Source organism: Boseongicola aestuarii (assembly GCF_900184815.1).
Taxonomy (GTDB): Bacteria; Pseudomonadota; Alphaproteobacteria; order Rhodobacterales; family Rhodobacteraceae; genus Boseongicola; species Boseongicola aestuarii.
The window spans coordinates 29,898-49,864 of sequence record NZ_FXXQ01000003.1; the positions used below are offsets into that span (position 1 = coordinate 29,898).

17 protein-coding genes and 1 pseudogene are annotated in these 19,967 nt (G+C 56.8%); 9 read left to right on the forward strand and 9 right to left on the reverse strand.

Annotated elements, in window-relative coordinates; all coding sequences use genetic code 11:
- Positions 1 to 81: 81 nt before the first annotated feature.
- Positions 82 to 2,499, forward strand: coding sequence for a DNA topoisomerase (ATP-hydrolyzing) subunit B (gyrB, locus tag BOA8489_RS05920; protein WP_093973097.1), 2,418 nt, complete (start codon positions 82 to 84; stop codon positions 2,497 to 2,499).
- 128 nt (positions 2,500 to 2,627) lie between these two features.
- On the opposite strand, the gene trhO is transcribed toward gyrB, so the two are convergent.
- Positions 2,628 to 3,536 (reverse strand): oxygen-dependent tRNA uridine(34) hydroxylase TrhO, encoded by a 909-nt coding sequence (gene trhO / locus BOA8489_RS05925; protein ID WP_093973098.1) that lies wholly within the window; start codon positions 3,534 to 3,536, stop codon positions 2,628 to 2,630.
- 99 nt (positions 3,537 to 3,635) lie between these two features.
- Between trhO and pncA the strand changes: the two genes are divergently transcribed.
- Positions 3,636 to 4,241: a bifunctional nicotinamidase/pyrazinamidase gene (pncA, locus tag BOA8489_RS05930; RefSeq protein ID WP_093973099.1), complete on the forward strand. Its 606-nt coding sequence runs from the start codon at positions 3,636 to 3,638 to the stop codon at positions 4,239 to 4,241.
- On the opposite strand, the gene BOA8489_RS05935 is transcribed toward pncA, so the two are convergent.
- Entirely contained in the window at positions 4,242 to 5,831 is a 1,590-nt protein-coding gene (locus tag BOA8489_RS05935) for a SulP family inorganic anion transporter (RefSeq protein ID WP_245813708.1), read from the reverse strand.
- A 274-nt stretch (positions 5,832 to 6,105) separates the two neighbouring features.
- Here BOA8489_RS05935 and BOA8489_RS21055 point away from each other — a divergent pair.
- Positions 6,106 to 6,210: pseudogene (locus tag BOA8489_RS21055) on the forward strand (hypothetical protein); the annotation flags it as partial.
- A 148-nt stretch (positions 6,211 to 6,358) separates the two neighbouring features.
- Here the strand turns inward: BOA8489_RS21055 and BOA8489_RS05940 are convergent.
- From BOA8489_RS05940 to BOA8489_RS05955, 4 genes are all read right to left on the reverse strand, one after another.
- Positions 6,359 to 7,195: a DUF481 domain-containing protein gene (locus BOA8489_RS05940; RefSeq protein ID WP_093973101.1), complete on the reverse strand. Its 837-nt coding sequence runs from the start codon at positions 7,193 to 7,195 to the stop codon at positions 6,359 to 6,361.
- Between the two features lie 434 nt (positions 7,196 to 7,629).
- Positions 7,630 to 9,447: a M3 family oligoendopeptidase gene (locus tag BOA8489_RS05945; protein WP_093973102.1), complete on the reverse strand. Its 1,818-nt coding sequence runs from the start codon at positions 9,445 to 9,447 to the stop codon at positions 7,630 to 7,632.
- Positions 9,448 to 9,609: 162 nt separating this feature from the next.
- A complete protein-coding gene (locus tag BOA8489_RS05950; protein ID WP_093973103.1) occupies positions 9,610 to 11,202 on the reverse strand; it encodes an ATP-dependent DNA ligase in 1,593 nt (530 codons plus the stop codon).
- Between the two features lie 105 nt (positions 11,203 to 11,307).
- The gene (locus tag BOA8489_RS05955; protein WP_093973104.1) at positions 11,308 to 11,571 is read right to left on the reverse strand and encodes a YjiS-like domain-containing protein; all 264 of its coding nucleotides are present in this window, start codon (positions 11,569 to 11,571) and stop codon (positions 11,308 to 11,310) included.
- A 114-nt stretch (positions 11,572 to 11,685) separates the two neighbouring features.
- Between BOA8489_RS05955 and BOA8489_RS05960 the strand changes: the two genes are divergently transcribed.
- Positions 11,686 to 12,573, forward strand: coding sequence for a LysR substrate-binding domain-containing protein (locus BOA8489_RS05960; RefSeq protein WP_093973105.1), 888 nt, complete (start codon positions 11,686 to 11,688; stop codon positions 12,571 to 12,573).
- Positions 12,574 to 12,612: 39 nt separating this feature from the next.
- On the opposite strand, the gene BOA8489_RS05965 is transcribed toward BOA8489_RS05960, so the two are convergent.
- Positions 12,613 to 13,260 (reverse strand): ChrR family anti-sigma-E factor, encoded by a 648-nt coding sequence (locus tag BOA8489_RS05965; protein WP_093973106.1) that lies wholly within the window; start codon positions 13,258 to 13,260, stop codon positions 12,613 to 12,615.
- Between the two features lie 8 nt (positions 13,261 to 13,268).
- On the reverse strand, positions 13,269 to 13,811 hold the full coding sequence (locus BOA8489_RS05970) for a sigma-70 family RNA polymerase sigma factor (protein WP_176440226.1): 543 nt from the start codon (positions 13,809 to 13,811) through the stop codon (positions 13,269 to 13,271).
- 225 nt (positions 13,812 to 14,036) lie between these two features.
- On the opposite strand from BOA8489_RS05970, the gene BOA8489_RS05975 reads away from it, so the two are divergent.
- From BOA8489_RS05975 to BOA8489_RS05995, 5 genes are read left to right on the forward strand one after another with little or no spacing between them, the layout of a single operon-like run.
- On the forward strand, positions 14,037 to 15,332 hold the full coding sequence (locus BOA8489_RS05975) for an NAD(P)/FAD-dependent oxidoreductase (RefSeq protein ID WP_093973108.1): 1,296 nt from the start codon (positions 14,037 to 14,039) through the stop codon (positions 15,330 to 15,332).
- Complete coding sequence (locus BOA8489_RS05980) at positions 15,329 to 16,090, forward strand: DUF1365 domain-containing protein (RefSeq protein WP_093973109.1); 762 nt, start codon at positions 15,329 to 15,331, stop codon at positions 16,088 to 16,090. Before BOA8489_RS05975 ends, BOA8489_RS05980 begins: the two co-directional genes overlap by 4 nt.
- Positions 16,087 to 17,352: an MFS transporter gene (locus tag BOA8489_RS05985; RefSeq protein WP_093973110.1), complete on the forward strand. Its 1,266-nt coding sequence runs from the start codon at positions 16,087 to 16,089 to the stop codon at positions 17,350 to 17,352. Before BOA8489_RS05980 ends, BOA8489_RS05985 begins: the two co-directional genes overlap by 4 nt.
- 3 nt (positions 17,353 to 17,355) lie before the next feature.
- Complete coding sequence (locus BOA8489_RS05990) at positions 17,356 to 17,946, forward strand: DUF3833 family protein (RefSeq protein ID WP_093973111.1); 591 nt, start codon at positions 17,356 to 17,358, stop codon at positions 17,944 to 17,946.
- Complete coding sequence (locus BOA8489_RS05995) at positions 17,943 to 18,674, forward strand: SDR family NAD(P)-dependent oxidoreductase (RefSeq protein WP_093973112.1); 732 nt, start codon at positions 17,943 to 17,945, stop codon at positions 18,672 to 18,674. The genes BOA8489_RS05990 and BOA8489_RS05995 overlap by 4 nt, the downstream gene beginning before the upstream one ends.
- Here the strand turns inward: BOA8489_RS05995 and BOA8489_RS06000 are convergent.
- Positions 18,671 to 19,963 (reverse strand): NAD(P)/FAD-dependent oxidoreductase, encoded by a 1,293-nt coding sequence (locus BOA8489_RS06000; RefSeq protein ID WP_093973113.1) that lies wholly within the window; start codon positions 19,961 to 19,963, stop codon positions 18,671 to 18,673. The genes BOA8489_RS05995 and BOA8489_RS06000 overlap by 4 nt on opposite strands.
- Positions 19,964 to 19,967 lie beyond the last annotated feature (4 nt).

Sequence of the window (19,967 nt, forward strand, 5' to 3'; positions counted from 1 at the left end):
GCTACTAAATATTGTGGTCCGGGCGTGACACTTGGGCACAAAACGCCTATAAAATGTGGGAAAACAACAAGGAAAAACCGCATGGCGGAGACCCCCGAGGCGCAGGTAGAGTACGGCGCAGATTCGATCAAGGTTCTCAAGGGCTTAGAAGCAGTTCGAAAGCGTCCCGGAATGTACATCGGGGATACTGACGATGGTTCGGGTCTGCACCATATGGTGTATGAAGTCGTCGACAACGGAATTGACGAGGTTTTGGCCGGTCATGCCGATGCGGTCACCGTCGTGATACACGACGACGACAGCGTTTCCGTAAGCGATAATGGACGCGGCATACCGGTTGATTTGCATGCCGAAGAGGGCGTGTCGGCAGCGGAAGTCATCATGACCCAGCTTCATGCTGGCGGCAAATTTGACCAGAACTCCTATAAGGTTTCCGGCGGTCTTCACGGCGTTGGTGTTTCCGTCGTGAATGCATTGTCTGAGTGGCTGGAGCTTCGCATTTGGCGGAACGGCAAAGAGCACTTCGCGCGGTTTGAGGGTGGCGATACCGTTGAGCATCTTCGCGTCGTTGGCGACGCGAATGGGCGCAAGGGAACTGAAGTGCGGTTTCTTGCGTCTACAAAGACGTTTTCCAACTTGGAGTATCAATTCAAGACGCTGGAAAATCGGTTGCGCGAACTTGCGTTTCTGAATTCGGGGGTCCGGATCATCTTGCGCGATGAGCGGCCGGCCGAGCATCTGGTGACTGAGTTTTATTACGACGGCGGCGTGCGGGAGTTCGTTCGGTATCTTGATCGCAACAAGAGCGCGATGATTGACGAGCCGATTTTCATCAGCGGCGAGAAAGACGGAATTACTGTCGAAGTTGCGATGTGGTGGAACGATAGCTACCACGAGACAGTTTTGCCGTTTACGAACAATATTCCTCAACGCGATGGCGGAACCCATTTGGCGGGCTTTCGCGGGGCTTTGACCAGGACGATGAACCTATATGCCGGTTCGAGCGGTGTCGCCCGAAAGGAAAAAGTGAGCTTTACCGGTGACGACGCGCGCGAAGGATTGACGTGTGTCCTGTCAGTAAAAGTCCCTGATCCGAAGTTCTCATCGCAGACAAAGGATAAATTGGTTTCGTCCGAGGTGCGCCCCGCAGTTGAGGGTCTGATGAACGAAAAGCTTGCCGAGTGGTTCGAGGAAAACCCCGGCCCGGCAAAAATGATTATTGGCAAGGTTGTGGATGCGGCATTGGCCCGGGAAGCAGCGCGCAGGGCGCGCGAAATGACCCGCAAAAAGTCAGCGCTCGATGTGGCTTCGCTTCCAGGGAAACTGGCGGATTGTCAGGAAAAGCGGCCTGAGTTCCGTGAATTGTTCCTTGTTGAGGGAGACAGCGCCGGAGGATCCGCAAAGCAGGGACGTGCTCGGGCCAATCAGGCGGTCTTGCCGCTTCGAGGCAAGATTCTGAACGTCGAGCGCGCGCGCTTTGATCGGATGCTTGGCAGTCAGGAGATAGGGACGCTGATTACGGCGCTTGGGACCGGTATCGGACGCGACGAGTTCGACATCTCGAAATTGCGATATCACAAGATCATCATTATGACGGATGCGGACGTGGATGGTGCGCACATCCGTACGCTGCTTCTGACCTTCTTTTTCAGACAGATGCCCGAGATCATCGAAGGCGGGTATCTTTATATTGCGCAACCGCCGCTCTACAAGGTTGCCCGTGGCAAGTCCGAGGTTTACCTGAAGGACCAGCCGGCACTGGACGATTACCTGATTGAAATGGGCGTCGATGGTGCGATGTTGCGTCTTGGGACGGGCGAAGAGATCGTCGGGCCTGATCTGGCGCGTGTGGTTGATGAAGCTCGGCAGGTCCGCCGGGTCCTGCAGTCCTTTCCGACACACTATCCTCAAAGCATTCTTGAACAGGCCGCAATCGCCGGAGCTTTTGTGCCTGGCCAGGTGGATTCGGATTTGCAAGGCGTAGCGGACGCAGTTGCCGAACGGCTTGATCAGGTTGCAGTCGAATATGAGCGAGGTTGGCAGGGTCGGATTACCCAGGACCACGGAATTCGACTGGCTCGGATTTTGCGTGGTGTTGAAGAAATTCGGACCTTGGATGGTCCGATCTTGCGTTCGGGTGAAGCCAGGCGTTTGGGGTCATTTACGAACAGCTTGAAAGAGGTGTACGCAAAGCCGGCTAGGCTGGTGCGCCGCGACAAAGACAGCCTGATCCATGGTCCGCTGGGTTTGCTGGACACGATCCTGGCGGAAGGTGAAAAGGGCCTCAGCCTTCAACGCTACAAGGGTTTGGGCGAAATGAATCCCGGGCAGCTTTGGGAGACAACGCTGGATCCAGAAGCGCGGACCTTGTTGCAGGTGAAAGTGGATGATCTGGCGGAGGCGGACGATTTGTTCACTAAACTGATGGGCGACGTCGTAGAGCCGCGACGGGAGTTCATTCAGCAAAACGCGCTTAACGTAGAGAACCTCGATTTTTGACCTTTCGAGTGGGGCGTTGCTCCACTCGCCTTGCTCGCCCCACATGGTATTTGAAAAAGAGTGAAGGCGATTGCTCGACTCTAGTCAGAAATGGTTAATGCCATGTCAGGGAGGCGAGCGGTGGGCGTTTAGCCTTCGTCGCGGAAATGCGTTTCGCCGCGGGCGCGTGCCAGTTCAATCTGTTTCTGGCGCTCGCGAAAGCGCGCTTTGTCGTCTTCCGAGGTTGAGGTAATACACTGGTGACAAGAAACCCCCTGCTCGAAATCGGGATGTGATTTGTCCGCTTCGCTGATCGGCATACGGCAGGCATGGCAAAGGTCGTAACTGCCTTCTTCCAGCCCGTGGCTGACCGAGACGCGGCCGTCAAAGACAAAGCATTCGCCATGCCAAAGGCTTTTTTCCTTCGGCACGTTCTCGAGATACTTCAGAATGCCACCTTTCAGGTGAAAGACCTCGGTCACGCCTTGGCCCAGGAGATAATTGGATGCCTTCTCGCAACGGATGCCACCCGTGCAGAACATTGCGACCTTCTTGTTGTCGAAGCGGCCTGCATTTCTGGCCCACCAATCGGGAAACTCACCGAAGGTTTTGGTGAGCGGATCTTCGGCGTTCTCAAATGTACCTATAGCTACTTCGTAATCGTTCCGCGTATCGATGACGACAACGTCTTCGCCCGAGATCAGATCATTCCAGTCCTGCGCCTCGACATAGGTTCCAACACTGGCGGTAGGATCGACATCGGGTTGGCCCATCGTGACGATCTCTTGTTTCAAGCGCACTTTCATCCGTGGGAAGGGCATGGATTCGGCGGTACTTTCTTTCCATTCGATGTCAGCACAACCGGGAAGGGATCGGATGTGGGCAATCACCGCATCGATACCTTCGCGTGACCCGGCGACGGTGCCATTTATGCCTTCGCGGGCGAGCAGGAGCGTTCCTCTGACGCCATGGGCGCAGCAAGTTCTGGCCAGTGGCCCCTTAAGGGCCATGGGGTCAGGGAAGGGCGTAAATTTGTAGAGTGCGGCAACAATGAACATGGCAATATCCGGTATGACAAATGGTCGTCGGGCTCAAGGGTGATGGTTGACGTGTTCTGCAATGGTTTCTAGGCAGGTTGCAAATCGAGGAGATCAAACATGCGCCCAGCAAATCAAGCCATCCTGGTCATTGATGTTCAAAACGACTTCTGCCCGGGCGGCGCTCTTGCGGTCGAGGGTGGTGATGAGATCGTGGCGCCGATCAATGCCCTGATACCGGAATTCGCGGTGCGCGTGTTCACACAGGATTGGCATCCCGGTGATCATTCGAGTTTTGCGTCGCAGCATGCAGGTGCGGAACCGTATTCGATGATCGATATGCCTTATGGTCCGCAAGTTTTGTGGCCGGATCACTGCATTATCGGATCGCAAGGTGCCGCGTTTCATTCCGATCTGGATACGCGCGGCGCGGATATGATTATTCGAAAGGGCTTTCGCCGCGAGATCGACAGTTACTCCGCGTTCTTCGAGAACGATCACACCACACCGACCGGGCTGGAAGGTTATCTGAGAAGTCGTGGGGTTGACGCCGTCACGCTGGTTGGCTTGGCAACTGATTTTTGTGTAAATTTCTCGGCTGTAGATGCGGCGAAACTTGGGTTTCGCGTCACTGTGGTCGAGAGTCTGTGTCGCGCGATTGATCTTGATGGGTCGCTTGCCGCGGCCAGGAATGGAATGGCCGCGGAAGGCGTGACGTTAGCCTGACTAGTGGCCGCCGGCGAGGATGCCGGTGCGGACTGAATAGTCTGTGGCAATCTCGTATTCGGGGTCGTCGTCGCTATCGACGATAAGTTGACCGGCCTTGGACAAAAGTTGGTGGCAGTCGTGGCTGAGGTGGCGCAGTTGAAGCGTTTTGCCAGCGGCTTCGTATTTCTCGGCGACGGCTTCGATTGCCGTGAGAGCGGATTGGTCGACCACGCGGCTGTCGGCGAAGTCGACTATAACGGAGGAAGGATCGTTTGCGGGCTCGAACAGTTCCGTAAAGCCTTCGGAAGAGCCGAAGAAGAGCGGGCCTTGGATTTGGTAGACGCGCGCACCTTCTGGGGTGTCGTAGCGCTTGGCGTGGATACGTGTGGCGTTGTTCCAGGCGTAGGTGAGCGCGGAGACGATGACGCCGACGACGACGGCAGTGGCGAGGTCATACATCACGGTGACGACCGTCACGAGGACGATGACGGCGGAGTCCGACAGGGGAACGCGGCGCATGATGTTGAACGAGTTCCACGCAAATGTGCCGATGACGACCATGAACATCACGCCGACCAGTGCCGCGAGCGGTATCTGTTCGATGAGTGGTGCCGCGACAACGATAAAGAGCAACAGAAACAGCGCGGCAGAGATTCCGGAAATGCGCGTGCGACCACCCGATTTCACGTTGATCATCGACTGGCCGATCATCGCGCAGCCGCCCATGCCGCCGAAGAAACCAGTGACGGTATTGGCGGCGCCCTGAGCGATGCATTCGCGGCTGGCTCCTCCGCGTTTGCCGGTGATTTCACCGACGAGGTTCAGCGTCAGAAGGCTTTCGATAAGGCCAATAGCTGAGAGGATCAGAGCGTATGGGAGGATTATTTCGAAGGTCTCGAAAGTAAGAGGGACCATTGGGAGATGGAACATCGGGAGGCCACCCTCGATCGAGGCGAGATCGCCGACGCGAGGCACGTCCAGGCCGAAAACGATCACGATAAGAGCGACGATTGCGATGCCTGCAAGAGGGGCAGGGAATTTCGTGGTGATCTTGGGCATGACCCAGATGATACCCATCGTGGCGACAACAAGGATCAGCATCAATGTGAGCGGCCAGCCTGACATCCATTCGCCGCCGCTCATGCCGTGGGCGCCGACTTCGGCGGTTCCGGGGACCTGAAACTGCGTGAGCTGGGCAAGGAAAATCACAATGGCAAGGCCATTGACGAACCCGAGCATGACCGGGTGAGGAACGAGGCGGATGAACTTGCCCCACTTCAGCACACCGACAGCGATCTGGATGAGGCCCATGAGGACGACGGTGGCAAAAAGGTATTCAACACCGTGGGTTGCAACGAGTGAGACCATGACGACGGCAAGCGCGCCAGTTGCGCCCGATATCATACCGGGACGCCCGCCGAAGACCGCTGTGATCAGGCCGACGATGAAAGCGGCATAGAGGCCGACAAGGGGGTGGACGCCTGCCACGAAAGCAAACGCCACCGCTTCGGGGACGAGGGCGAGGGCTACTGTCAAACCGGCCAAGAGTTCGGTTGGCAAGTGACCTGTGTCAGCGTCTCGGACGCGGCCTTTCAGGTCGGAAAAAATTGAGCGGCGGGCCGGAGCGGCCTTTGTGGGATTGGTCAAAACGTGTCCTGGGGTTTTCGTCTGCGTTGCGGGCCGTCTAACATACTGGTTCCATTTTGCACGGCCTATCTCGGCATACCGGAGTTGCGGTGTGGCAAATGGAGCGCTGCTTGGCTGCCGGCGGCCCGATTTGAAGGTGGGATGGCTCAAGTGCAATGGTGCGAACGCGCAACGCTCCACCTGTTGATGGTCCGTGCAACAGCGCAAGTGTTAACCGCATGTTTTCAGGGTCAAATGCGATTTTTCGGTACGTCGGTATCGCGTCGGTGTTACGTCGGTGCACGTTGCTATGCTCGACATCGCCACCACAAGATATGGTGCTTGGATTAACCAAGGTTAAGGATGCATGAGATCTACGCACGGTGCGCGGTTTGTGGAGGCCGGTGCAACAGGACCGGCTGATCGCTGCGCCGGGCCCAAACTAAAAAGGCGGCAGATTTCTCTGCCGCCTTGAGTTGGCTGGTCCGTCTTTACGAGGGAAAAATATCTTAGTTAAACGAGTAAACCAGCGAAACACCGAAAGTATTGTCTGTGCTGGTGAAACCAGGCTCAGGATCGGTGTGATATTCAGTCAGAATGCTTGTCCGCAGTGCCATTGAGCCGGAAACTGCAACGTTCAGAGCAAGGTCGTTGAAGAGCACTGTGTCCGAGCTCGAGGTGATAACGTCTGTATCGTTTGTGAGGAACAGAGTGTCGGTGATCTTGTGCGCATAGTCTGAAGATACGCCGAAAGCGCCTTCGCTAACGTCTGCCGATGCGATGTCGCTCAACTCGGCGAAACGGTAGCCGGGGCCAGCCTGAACGGACCACTGAAGTGTTTCCGTGTTATAGACGCGGTAACCTGCGCCTACGCTTGCGAAAGTGTCTGTCTCAAACGACGAGAAATCATCAACGGAGCCCTGAAGTTTGGCAAAGCCGAACAAGGATGGGTTGAAGTCACGTGTATACTCGAGACCGTAAAAGAGGGACTCTTCGGTTTTTGTGCCAGCGTCGTCGCCGTAGGCGTAGCTAAGCTGAAGTTCGATGCCGTTCGGACCCCAAACATAGTTCAGGTCCGAGCCGATACCTACGTCCGAGCTGTCCGTGTTGCCCGAGCTTGCAATTCCGCGCAGAGCGAGCGACCCGGAGAAGCCTTGTGGGCGACCTTCGTTGCCAAACCGATCGAGATCACGCTCGGCATCGTCTTCGATGTCGTCAAGCAAGTCTTCGTTCAGTTCTTCGGCGATATCGGTACCGGTAAATACGTTCTGTGCGGCTGCGTTTGAGGCGATGAAAGCGGAAAGAACGGCTGCGATACCGAAGGAGAGGGAGAGGGAGTTTTTCATGGAACGTATTCCTTATGAATCCAGCGTGCCGTTATTCAGCACAGCGCTCGATATACGCCTCCTGCGACCACGGTACTTGATAGATCGTATGTTGGTACTTTAACCATGACCGCTTTGTGCAGTTTGCACACAGTGGCGAAAACTGCCCAATTGATAATGTTCGCAAATTCGAAACGGGATTGCCTGCAGTTCGAGCGTTCAATAATTTTTTTTCTGACCACTTGAATCGCGGCCAGACTTACATGGAAAACGCAGCCATGTTTCGGAACATTTCAGCACGAGAGTACAGCGAGATGATTCGTGCAATCCTAGATTAAATATCTGTTTTTAAACAGCTTATTCAGATCATCATCTGTCTGAATGTATTGACCCCACCGGACCGAGTGAGCTGATCCGGTGGGTAATCTGGCTATGCAATTGTATTTGCTTTTCTTTTATTCCATTGCTTCCAATTCGTCGATGAATCCGGAGATCATAGACAGGCCCTTGTTCCAGAACGACGGGTCTGATGCGTCGAGACCAAAGGGTTCAAGAAGTTCCTTGTGGTGTTTCGATCCCCCCGCCTTCAGCATTTCGAAGTACTTGGCCTGAAAATCGTCGCCGCCCTCTTCATAGACCGCATACAGCGCATTCACGAGTCCGTCGCCAAAGGCGTAGGCGTAGACGTAGAACGGCGAGTGTACAAAATGGGGAATATAGGCCCAGAAGGTTTCATAGCCGTCCATGAAGTCGAACGCTGGTCCGAGGCTTTCACCCTGAACGGACATCCACAGGGCGTTGATGTCGTCGGGCGTCAATTCTCCGCTACGACGTGCTTCGTGGAGTTTGCACTCGAAATCGTAAAAGGCAATTTGGCGGACGACAGTGTTGATCATGTCCTCGACCTTGCCGGCGAGCATGACTTTACGTTCGGCTTTTGTCGGGGCGTTTTTCAGCAAGCGCCGGAATGTCAGCATTTCGCCGAAGACCGAGGCGGTTTCGGCGAGTGTCAGGGGCGTGGACGACAGAAGTTCGCCCTGGCCCGCTGCCAGGCGTTGGTGGACGCCGTGACCCAATTCGTGGGCCAGCGTCATCACATCGCGCGGCTTGCCGAGGTAATTAAGCATGACATAGGGGTGGACGTCGGCGACAGTTGGATGGGCGAAGGCCCCGGGCGCTTTGCCGGGTTTCACGGCGGCGTCGATCCAACCCTTATCGAAGAACGGTTCGGCCAGTTTCGCCATTTCCGGATCGAATTCGCCATAGGCAGAGAGCACCGTTTCGCGTGCTTCGTCCCAACCGACAAGGCGTTCGCTTTCCATTGGAAGCGGCGCGTTGCGGTCCCAGACTTCCATGCGTTCAAGGCCAAGCCATTTGCGTTTCAACTCGTAGTAGCGATGCGAGAGTTGTGGGTAGGCGTTGACGACGGCATCGCGGAGGGCTTGCACGACTTCAGGTTCGACGTGGTTTGACAGGTGGCGACCGGTTTGCGGGGTGGGCATGCCGCGCCAGCGATCCTCGATTTCCTTCTCCTTGGCGAGCGTGTTGTGGACGCGAGCGAAGAGTTTGACGTTTTCGCCGAAGACACGTGCAACTTCGCGCGCGGCAGTTTCGCGGGTGTCGCGGTTCTGGTCGGTGAGGTCGTTGAGAGTCGCCTCAAGGCCGCGGGTCTCGTCACCGATGTGAAATTCAAGGCCTGCAATGGTCTCGTCGAACAGGCGGTTCCAGGCCGCGGATCCGACGGTGGACTGATCGTGGAGGAACTTTTCAAGCTCGTCTGACAATTGATAGGGGCGCATGGTGCGCATCCGGTCGAAGATGGGCTTGTAGCGGGCCAGGTCAGCGTTCTCGGCAAAGAGCGCATCGAGGGCGGCATCGTTGATACGGTTGATCTCAAGCGAGAAGAACACCAGCGGTGTCGTATAGGCGGTGATCTTGTCCTGCGCGTCGGACAACGCCTTGGCACGTTCAGAATCGGTGGTGATCTGATAATAGCGCAAGCCGATGAAGGACATGATGCGACCTGCGATCATATCGATCTTCTCATAACGCAGGACGCAGTCGAGCATGCCAGCGGCATCAAGGCCTGCGAGCTTGCCATCGTAATCGGCGGCAAACGAAGCACATGCCTCTTCAAGCCAGTCCATGTCGCGCTTCAGTTCCGGTGCATCCGGGCTTTCATAAAGATCTGTGAGGTTCCACTCGGGAAGATCCCCATGATCACCTGCACCACTGGCATTGATGTCGAAAGCGGGGCGGGGCACGAACTGCATGGATAACTCCGTTCAATTGGTTTCCCTTCAGATAGGCGCTGAAACGCCGGATCGGAAGGTGAAACTTGCCAAACATGTGCTTTGTCCTTCTTCTTGGCGAAAATATCCCGGGGAGCGCGAGGGGCTGGCCCCTCGCACACCGCGACCCCGAAGGGGGAGCAATCAGGAATACGCGTCCAGCATGGCTTTCAGATCGCTAAGCGTATTTGCCTCGGACACCGGCTTGTCTTTGCGCCAGCGAGACATTCGGGGAAACCTCAACGCGACACCGGACTTGTGTCGCGGACTCTCTGCGATCCCCTCAAAGGCAATTTCAAAGACGTGCGCGGCGGTGACGGATCGCACCGGTCCGAACCGCTCGACCGTGTTCTTGCGCACCCATGCCGTGATCTCGCGGAATTCGGCGTCCGTCAGACCCGAATACGCCTTGGTGAACGGCACCAAAGTGTCTCCGTCCCAGACCGCGAAGGTGAAATCGGTAAAAAGATTGGCGCGGCGGCCGTGTCCTGCCTGAGCGTAGATCATCACGGCGTCGATCACGAGCGGGTCAACCTTCCACTTCCACCAGTCGCCTTTGCGGCGGCCGTCGCGGTACGGGCTGTCCAAACGTTTCAGCATCACACCTTCTGCGAAAATCTCGCGCGACCGGGCGCGCTCGGCGGCAAGGTTTTCCCACGAGGCAAATTCGAGCTGCGGTGACAGGCGCAGGGGGGCGTCGGTCGGAACGTCGGTCACAAGGGTCTCAAGGCGCGCGCGGCGCTGGGCGAAGGGAAGGGTGCGTATATCTTCTCCGTTATGTTCAAGCAGGTCGTATGCGCGCAGGATAACAGGAGCGTCCTTCAGTAGTTTGGCTGGAACTGTCTTCCGCCCGATGCGTTTTTGAAGGGCCGCGAAAGACATCGGCGTTTCGTCCTTCCAGGCGAGGACTTCGCCGTCGATCACCGTGCCTGGCGGAACGAAATCGGCGAGAACAGAGAACTCGGGGAAACGGTCGGTCATCAATTCTTCGCCGCGTGACCAGAGATGGTGATCTCCGCCGCGCAGAACCAATTGCCCCCTAATCCCGTCCCATTTGTATTCCGCCGACCAGTCGGAGGGCCGTCCAAGGTCGTCTGGCGCAGTATCGAGCGGATAGGCGAGGTAGAAAGGATAGGGTTTGGAAAGGTCCGCTTCGGGGTTCGGGGAGAGGATGAGGCCGTTGAAGGTTGTGCCGTCGGGGTTCCATTTACCCATCAGACGATGGGCGAGTTCGGGTTCTGCTATGCCGGTTGCCCTGGACAGGGCGCGGGTCATCAGTTTTTGGCTGACACCCATGCGAAACCCGCCGGTGATGAGTTTGTTGAAGGCAAACCGCTCGGGCGTGTCGAGCGTGGCCCAAGCTTGGAGGATGCGTGCTTTTCGAGCGTTCTCGTCAAGGGTTGCAAGGTTTCGGATTTCGGCGATCCACTCGGTGAGGGTTCGGTCTGAGCGACCAGTCGGACCGGGCAGGACAAGCGCAATTGTTTCTGCCAGATCCCCAACGATTGGATAGCTCTCTTCGAACAGCCAGAGGGGAATTCCTGCCTGCTCGGCCGCCCATTCCCGCAATCGCGTGGTCGTCACGGTGCGCTTGGGCCGTCGGCCTGACATTAGAGCAATTGTCCACAGGCGGTCGCTATCGGGTGCTGTGTCAAAATACGCGGCCAGCGCCGCGACTTTTTCGTTTGTGCGCGTCGTTCTGTCGAGGGCAGAGAACAAGGCGGCGAAGTCCCTCATGTCCGTTTGCCCAATACTCCCCCACCTTTGGGACAAAGGTTGGGGGAGGGTATGTGAACGGGCGCTTTGAGCATATCAGGGACTATAGCGCTTCCGCCCGTTTGGTCACATCAGGTTGCGGCCATTCAGATAGGCAATCCGGTACAATTCGGTTTGCGCATCTACAGACAAAGGTTGCGCCAACGTCTGAGCGACATCTTTGCGGGTAAGGCCGATGTCCCGGAGGGTTTTCCGATCCAGTGCCATCAACTCGGCCAGCTTGCGTCGTTGTTGCCTGGCGCGAATGCGGGCAGCCAGCTTGTTTGAAAGGTCAAAAAGCGGGTGACCGATCTGTGAGGGTTGGATGTGGTCGCAGGTGAAGTCAGTCATTTTCGGGCTCCTAAGTCGGTGTGCTTCGTCTTGAAGTGAGAATGCAGACTGGACAGATATCAATCAAACGAATAGAATTGATTAGAACATTCATTTTTTCTGATAGGTAAATTTATGAACGTGCAGATGAAGCCGCGCATCCCACTGTTGGATCTGGACATGCTGCAGACTCTGGTCGCGATTGCTGACTCGGGCAGTTTTTCAAGTGCGGCTGCGGTTGTGCACCGAACGCCATCTGCGATTTCGATGCAGGTCAAGAAAATGGAAGACATGCTGGGGCGTCCGATATTTGTGCGCGACAGCCGTTCCGTGGCGTTCGCTCCTGATTGCGCATTTCTCCTCGAACATGCGCGCCGGATGCTGGCGCTGAATCGCGAGGCTGTGGCGCGATTCATTCAGCCGGATGTTCAGGGTGTCGTCCGTCTTGGAGCGCCTGACGATGTTGCAGAACGTTTCTTGCTGAGCATGTTGCGCCGTTTCGCGGATACGCATTGCTGTGTGACGGTGAATGTCATTGTGGACACGACCGACAGGATGGTCGAGGCCTATCGCTCGGGCGAACTGGATTTGGCAATCATTACCTGTGAGGCAGGCCTTTCAGGCTCGCAGGAGGTGGAAGTGCTACTGCGTGAAAACCTTGTCTGGGCCATGCGTCGCGGGGGTATTGCTGCGCAGCAGGAGCCATTGCCGGTAAGCGTTTGGGACGAAACCTGTGTGTGGCGCAATGCGGCGACGAAAGCTCTGGACGCGGCAGGCCGCGATTGGCGCGTGGCGTTCCAAAGCGGGAATATCTCGGGACAGCGCGCGGCGATCCTTGCGGATTTGGCTGTGGCTCCAATCGCGAAATACGGTTTGGGTGGAGATATCGTCGAGGCACCGGCCAAGCATGGGTTGCCGAAATTGCCGGGCTATGCGCTTGGGCTACTGCACGGGCGCAACGACAACCCCGCCGTGGTTGCCGCGGCAGATCATCTTCGCGCGAGTTTCAGTCTGGAGAATTAAGAACGCGCAGCGGTTTGAGCCGACTGCGCGTCGTTTCTATCAGATGCCGAGGAATGGCTGTGCCATCCGGGGGATCAAGCTGCGAAAGCGCAGAGGCGCGTCCGTCGCGGCGAGGCAGATGCAATCCTCGCCAGCTTCAGCCACAGGTGTGTGATGCAGGTCTTCGTTTGCGAGTTCGATATCACCGCGACCAAATCTGCCATCTTCATCGCGAAACGCGCCTTTGAGGACCAGAGTAAGTTCGGTTCCGCGGTGGCCATGGTCTGGCATCGCAGCGCCCGCCGGAATGTTCAAGAGCCGAACGGTTGCCTTGTTCGAGGTCTTTAGAAGGCATTGCTTGACGCCGCCGCCGAGATTGCTCCAGCGCACCTTGTCCAGGTCGCCGCCGACGTAACTTTGCAAAGGGGTCGGCAAGACCGCACCCTTGGTTGGAACGGAGGTCTTTGGAGCCTCGGGTGTGTTGGCAATGAGGTTGAAGGTCGATGCCAATGAATCCTCGTGCATTGCGACTTCATCGTCATTGTCCATCAGCACGCCGCCGACCGCGTCGAAGCTTTCGAGACGGGCCCGGCATTCGTCGCACAGTGAAATATGCGTTGCGACGACCAGGCTAAAGCCTTCGGGCAGGTTGCCCGATGCATAGCCCATCAACAGGCTGTCGTTCAGATGATGTTTAATTTGTTCCATGGCGTTTCTCATTTCATCGTGTGACGCAGTCGTTCCAGCGCCAAACGTATTCTCGATTTAATCGTTCCAAGCGGGAGGCCGGTTTCTTCGGCAATCTCATTGTGGCTCAAATCGCCAAAGTAGGCCTGCTTGATCAAAAGTCTCTGTTTTTCGGGCAATTCGGCGACTGCTTTTGCAAGTCTTTCGGTTTCCTGTTGCAGGACGATCACATCCGCCTGATCAGGTTCTGCCTCTGGACCCCAGGTAAGGTCCTCGGGTTCGGGGCGTCTTTGCTTTCTGAGCGCGTCGATCTTCTTGTTTCGTGCAATCGTGAATATCCACGTAGATACGCTTGCGCGCGTCGGATCGAATAAGTGCGCTTTTTGCCAAAGCGTGGCCATAACCTCCTGCGTACATTCCTCGGCAAGGGTTTCCCCAGAGCCGCCCTTCATCAAAAACGACTTCACCCGAGGAGCGAAGTGCGCAAACACTTTGGCGAAAGCTTTTTTGTCCTGATCCAAGTGGATCCGCCGGACAAGCTCGGGCCAGTCAATTTCATCTGCCTTAACCATAGAGGTCATCTGTCGCTGTCCATGAGAAGACGGTTTAATAGCTGCGCGAGCGTGAGCCAAGGGCGCTGCATCTGAATCATCAACTATGTAAGCGTTATCTTTCGGCATTTGAATTGTTTACGGAGGGGTCAGACGTGCAGATCAAAAATAAATGAATTCCGGGAAAGTTTAATCTGCGGAGCGGTTGGCTGCGTAAAGAGAACGAATAGAAGGCGGGAGACAGAAATGCCATTTGAAGAACGCAGCTCGGCTGCGAAGAGAATTGCTGTGATTGGTGGCGGTATTTCTGGCATGGGGGCGGCGTATCATCTGGCCGAGTCCAACCATGTAGTGCTGATGGAAGACGCGCCGCGCCTTGGTGGGCACGCGCGGACCGTGATCGCCGGAAAGAATGGTAATCAGCCGGTCGATACCGGGTTCATCGTCTTCAATCATCGCAACTATCCGCATCTGACGAAGCTATTCGCCGACCTGGATGTTCCGACCGTTCCAAGCGCCATGAGTTTTGGCGTTTCCGCGCGTGGTGGCGCATTGGAGTACGGACTGGCGGATGTCGATACGATCTTCGCGCAGCGTTCGAATGCGGCTCGTCCTCAGTTCTTGCGCATGATCCGGGATATCCTGCGCTTCAATGGGAAGGCAGATGCCGTTGCGACCCCGGATATGACGATTGGCGAGTTGATTGCGACGCTCGGACTGGGGTCGTGGTTCAAGGACTATTACTTGACGCCGTTTTCCGGTGCGATCTGGTCCACGCCAACGGCGCATATTCTGGACTTTCCAGCCCGCGCCATGATCGAGTTCTTCAAGAACCACGGGTTGCTGGGCTATTACGGCGATCCGCAGTGGTACACCGTTAAAGGTGGATCAATTGAATATGTTAAACGTCTTGAGCGCGCGCTCGACCAGCGCGGCGTGGACGTGCGGCTTGCGGCATCCGTAAAGGCTGTGCGGCGCACGGTTTATGGTGTTGAAGTGCGTGTCGAGGGCGGTGAATGGGAGGCGTTCGACGAAGTTGTCTTTGCAACGCACTCTGATGACACGCTGTCATTGCTGCAAGATGCAACGCCTTCCGAGACATCGGTATTGAGCGCCATCCGCTATCAGTCGAACACGGCAGTCTTGCATTGCGATCCGGGCGTCATGCCGGCGCGCAAAAAGGTGTGGTCGTCGTGGTCTTACGTGGACACGGGCAAATCCCCGGATGATCCGATTGATCTGAGCTATTGGATGAATTCCTTGCAGCCGATTCCACATGACGATCCGATGTTCGTCACCCTCAATCGTTCGGCACCTATCCGCGACGAACTGATTTATGACGAGGCGACGTTCCGGCACCCGGTTTACGATATCGCGGCCTTTGAGGCGCAGGCGACCATTCGCAATATGAATGGGCAGAACAGAACTTGGTTCTGTGGAGCGTGGATGAAGAACGGCTTTCACGAAGACGGTCTTGCAAGCGCGGTTGATGTGGTGGAAGCCATGGCGGTGCCCGGACAAGCAGCAGTTGCAGCCGAGTGACATCGCGCGTCGAACATATCAACGGACAGACCTTTCATGGTCGCAAGGGCGCATTGGAAAATGCGTTTCGGTACAGTGTGGACTATGTCCTACTGGACGCTGAAGCCGTTGTGAAAACGCCGCTTTTGTTCGCGCGCAACAGGCGTGGACTGGTTTCGTTGCATGACGATGACCATGGTGGGGCACCAAAGGCGGGGCGTGGGGCGACGTGGGTGCGCGAAGTTTTGACGCAGGCAGAGGCTCCATTTGCCATCGGAAGGATTGAGCTTTTGGCCCAGCCGCGGGTTTTGGGGCATGTGTTCAATCCGGTGAGCTTCTGGTTGATCTACGACGAGGGGAACGCGCTCAGAACGGTGATACCCGAGGTGACCAACACCTATGGCGACCGTCATTCGTATCTTTGCCATCATGACGACTGGCGTGAGATCGATCGCGAAGACACGCTGACTTCTGAGAAATGCCTGCATGTTTCGCCGTTTCAGCCGGTCGAAGGTGGCTACACGTTTCGCTTTGATATCCGCCCGGACAAGATCGGCGTCTGGATTGACTATACCGCCGGGAATGGCGGTCTACTTGCGACTTTGACGGGGCCTCGGGCGCCTTTGACGTCAAAGGCTCTGGTGCGCGCTCTTGTGCGGCGGCCATTGGGGTCGCGACGGGTGCTTGGGCTGATCCATTGGCAGGCGCTCAAGCTTTGGTGGAAGGGGGCGGCGTTCCGCTCGCGTCCCGAACCGCCCGTCAAGGAGGTTTCGCGATGAGTACTCGCGTCGAACGGCTTCCTTCTTATGCGATTTTTGCCGGCGTGCTGGCGGCGGCAGGATTGCCGATTTATATCCATGCGCCGAAATACTTCGTGGATGAATACGGAGTGAGTCTGGCGGCGCTGGGCGCTGTGTTGTTTGGGTTGCGCTTGTTCGATGTGGTGCAGGACCCGGCGCTTGGGTGGTTGAGTCGTCGTTTTGGCGCTTGGCGCAAAGGTTCGGTCGCGTTCGCCGGATTGGTTATGGCACTGGCGATGGTGGGATTGTTCGCAGTCGCGCCACCGATTGCGCCTGTGGCGTGGTTTGCGCTGACGCTGGCGCTTTTGTTTTCGGCATTCAGTTTCCTGACGATCACCTTCTATGCCCAAGGGGTCCAAAAGGCCGGAGAAATGGGCGGCGAGGACGGTCATGTGCGGCTGGCGACTTGGCGAGAGTCGGGGGCGTTGATCGGCATATCTTTGGCGGCGGTTCTGCCAGTGGCGCTGGTCACGGTGACTGGTGCGCCATTTGCGCTGTTTGCGGTCTTGTTTGCTGGCGCAGCGGCGGTGGCCGTCTATGCAATGCGTGCAGAGTGGCGTGCCGGTGGAACGGTCGACGGCATTGGCTTTCGGCCAATTCTGAGCGATCCCTTGGCGCGGAAGCTTTTGCTGATCGCGTTACTTAACGCCACGCCGGTTGCTGTAACGTCGACACTTTTCCTGTTTTTCGTGGAAAGCCGTTTAGGTGCGGTCGGCTGGGAAGGACCGCTTTTGTTGTTGTTTTTCCTTGCGGCTGCAGCGTCTGCCCCTGTTTGGGGAAAGGTCGCCGGTCAGATCGGTGCAAAGCGCGCGCTGCTTGTGGGAATGGCGCTGGCGATTGCCTCGTTTGGATGCGCGGCCTTCCTGGGGACCGGGGATACGCTTGCATTTGCGTTGATCTGCATAGCGTCAGGGGCTGCTCTTGGGGCGGATATGACCTTGTTGCCCGCGATCTTTGCGCGGCGCATGTCGGACATAGCTCCGGAAGCGGCAGAGGGCTTTGGCCTTTGGTCGTTCGTTTCGAAATTTACCCTTGCGTTTGCGGCTGTGTTTCTCTTGCCGTTGCTTGAGGCATCCGGGTTTGAGCCGGGAATGACACAAGGCGCTTCCGAGGACGCGCTATTCACTTTGACATTGATGTATGCCGTTTTGCCCTGTGTTTTGAAGTTGGTGGCGATGGCGCTTTTGGCGCTGACACCGATTGACCGCAGCTATGCAGAACCGGCCTTGCTGGAGACCTGACGGATGGACATCTTTCTGGGCGTTCTTATTGGATTTGCTATCGTGCTTGCGGCAATTGTCGCGAAGTCGCGGTTTCTGGATTTTACGGCGCAGACGCCTGAAGATTACACCGGAAACACACCGGATTTCGACATTCGCGAACATCTGAACGGGCGCATTGCCTGCGAGGGCGTTATCTATGGGCCAACGGGGCGGGTCTCGTCGCGTTTTGTGGCCGAATTCTTTGCCGAGTGGGATGGAAACGAGGGCCGAATGTCAGAGCATTTCCGCTATGACAGTGGCGTTGAGCAGGACCGCGAGTGGCGGCTGTCCTTGTCTGAGACAGGGCGTATTCGTGCGGATGCGGCTGACCTTGTCGGGGTCGGCAGCGGTCAGCAGATGGGGTCGGGCGTGTGTCTGAACTATACGATCAAACTGCCCGAAAGCGCGGGCGGGCATTCACTGGATGTGGTTGATTGGATGTATCTTGTTGAGAATGGCACGATCATCAACCGCAGCCAGTTCCGAAAGTTCGGTATCAAGGTTGCGGAGCTGGTCGCCACCATGCGGCCGATCGAGAGCGCTCAGATTGATGGACAGAAAGACGCAGCATGAAGAATTGGAACGGTAAGCGGTATTGGATCGTTGGTGCATCTGCCGGACTGGGGCGCGAGGTTGCGCGCCAGATCAGCCAGATGGGCGCCGAGGTGATCCTGAGTGCACGCAATGAAGTTGATCTGAACGCTTTGGCGGCCGAATTGCCGGGTAAATCCACAGTTGTCCCGATGGATATAGCAAACGACGAGAGCGTCGCAGAGGCAGCGTTGGCTGCGGGCGAGGTCGATGGCCTGGTCTTTCTGGCCGGAGTCTATTGGTCCTTCGGTTCGGCGGCGTGGGAGCCTGAGCACGCTGTGAAGATGATCGATATCAACCTGACAGGTGCGTTTCGCGTCCTCGGGCATGTTGTCCCGAAAATGGTCGAGCGCGACTCGGGGCATATTGTGTTCACTGGTTCGCTGTCTGGATTCCGTGGCTTGCCGAAAGCCGTGGGATACGGTGCGTCGAAGGCTGGTTTGATGTCCCTCGCCGAAACGATGTATGCAGATTTACGCAAGACAGGTGTGCAGGTGCAGTTGATCAACCCTGGCTTCGTGAAAACCCGCCTGACCGACAAGAACGACTACAAGATGCCATTCCTGATGGAGCCGGAATACGCCGCGCGTCAGTTTGTTGAGCATATGGGCACCGACCGATTTGCTAAGAATTATCCGACGCTTTTCAGTTCAGCCCTTCGGTTCACGCAATTCCTGCCGGACTGGATTTATTACCGCCTGTTTGGCTAGATCCCAAGTCGGTCGCGTAGCGAATACCAGGTCATCCCAAGAGTGAGCAGCGGAAGGCGCGCATGTTTTCCACCGGGGAACTTGCCTGTCGGGAGCTTTGACAGAAGTTCGAAACGGGCGGCTTCGCCTGCGATGGCTTCGGCGATAACTTTGCCTGCAAGTCCCGTGATCGCGACGCCGTGACCCGAAAAACCCGCAGCGGCAATTACACCCGGTTTGACCGTCGAAATAAAGGGCAGGCGTGTCATCGTGATGCCGAGTGTTCCGCCCCAATGGTAGTCGATTTGCACGCCTTTCAGGGTCGGGAAAAGCTTTTCCATTCGGGCGCGCAAGGCAGTCATAATGTCAGTGGGGAAGCCGAGTGTATAACTTTCGCGGCCTCCGAACAGCAGCCGCCTATCTTCGGAAAGACGGAAGTAATTCACGACGAAACGGTCGTCCGCAACAGCGATATCCTTGGTCAGAACTTCGTTGGCCCGATCCCCCAGCGGTTCGGTGGCGGCGATGAACGAGTTGATGGGCATAACCCGTGAGGACACATCGGGCATGAGGTCAGGCATGTAGCCGTTGCCCGCAAGAACGATGTGATCAGCGGTCACGATCCCCAGATTAGTGATCAGGCGTCCGGTTTCCACGCTGGTCGCTTCTGTCAGTTCAAAGATACGCGCTCCTGCGGCTTCGGCGCCTCTTGCGAGGCCCAACGCATAGCGCAGGGGGTGGATGTGACCCGCATCCCAGTCAAGCACACCACCACGATAGCCCTTGCTTGGGCAGATTGCCTGGAAGGCCTCGGCGTCGAGGTATTCGGTGTCATAGTCGTAGTTTGTCCGGAGCCAGTCGGCATAGTCGCGCCAGTCGTGTGCCTCGCTGTCGGACCATACGCCATGAAGCACACCGGGTTTATACATTGCATCCGGCGCATGGATTGCGGCGAGGTCCCGCGTGAGGGCCTTGGCCTCAACGGTGAGGTCCCAAAGTGTGCGGGCTACTTGCGGTGAGACGCGCTTTTGCAGCCAGTCCTGCCATTGGTTCCACCCTGTGCCGACTTGCCCGCCGTTGCGGCCAGACGCACCAAAGCCGACCCGGTGAGCGTCAATGACAACGACATCCAGGCCCCTTTGTGCGGCATGAAGCGCTGTCGACAGGCCAGTGTATCCTGCGCCAACAATCGCGACATCGGCACGAATGTCGCCATCAAGCGGAGGGCGCTTTTGGCTAAGGTCAGCCGTCGCTGCATACCAGCTTGCCGGATACGCGCCGGGCTTGTCGTTGCGGTAGAGCGGGTTCATGCCG